Source organism: Siphonobacter sp. BAB-5405, from assembly GCF_002872335.1.
GTDB lineage: Bacteria > Bacteroidota > Bacteroidia > Cytophagales > Spirosomataceae > Siphonobacter.
On the sequence record NZ_NJAG01000065.1, the window covers coordinates 1 to 874 of the forward strand.

Genomic DNA, 874 nt, shown 5'->3' on the forward strand with positions numbered 1-874 from the left:
ACCTAAGCTTGATTAACCTATAAAGTGATCGGGTTAAAAGTTCATTCAGGGTATTTTATTATTTTAGCTATAACGGTGCTGTTTATGAACTTTCTTGTCCAGACTTATACCCGTAATTTCCCTGCATCCAGCAAGAAACTTTTCCTGCACCTTCACATCAGTAGCAGTAGACAGGTAGCGAGCGTGTTTTTGATGGTGAAAATAGTGGCCGCTCACCAGGGCTTCAGCTTCAGTACTCACCGCTAGCCAAACCTGCGTCTGAAAGCCCTTTTCAAGATTGTCAGGAGCCCCGACTCCGCCCATCTTCGTAGGTACCCAACCGGGATCTACGGCATTGGTATACACCTCTTTCCACTGACGAGCCACGGCCATAGCCAGGATTAAATCGTGCAGTTTGGTATCGGCATACGTAATCGGTCTTTGATGATCTTTAGCAGTTGATATACTGGGTAAGTCCGCCTTTCCCTGAGCATGCATCGAAGAACTTAAGTAAACCAATCGTTTAGGTTTTTCGATCAAGCAGGTCAGAAGATAAGGAGCCAGACTGTTTACTGTAAATAAAGGAGAAAAGCTACCAGGTTCCCATGCATTTTCATCGTTCTGATAGATACCTGCATTATGAATGACAGCATCAAAAGGTGCTAAGGTATTAGCTTCGAAAGCTAATGCTTTAATTTCCCCTACATGGGCCAGGTTTGCTACAAGGACTTTCCCTGCTCCCGGAACTCTTGCTACGGTTTGATCGGCTCTTTCTTGATTTCGATGCATGAAGAATGACTTCATGTCCTTTGGTTATCAAGTCCCGAGCGGCCAATAGCCCCAGACCGTCGGTTGAGCCAGTAATCAGAATTTTAGCCATGAATGCTTGAGGTAT

At 45.0% G+C, this 874-nt stretch carries 1 protein-coding gene; it reads right to left on the minus strand.

Annotation, left to right across the window (positions count from 1 at the left end; genetic code table 11):
* Positions 1-63: 63 nt before the first annotated feature.
* Entirely contained in the window at positions 64-783 is a 720-nt protein-coding gene (locus BWI97_RS25180) for a daunorubicin C-13 ketoreductase (RefSeq protein ID WP_199182102.1), read from the minus strand.
* Positions 784-874: the final 91 nt, after the last annotated feature.

Bases quoted from the DNA above. Each gene is read 5' to 3' on its own strand.
- BWI97_RS25180 (WP_199182102.1), bottom strand. From the start codon at position 783: ATGAAGTCATTCTTCATGCATCGAAATCAAGAAAGAGCCGATCAAACC.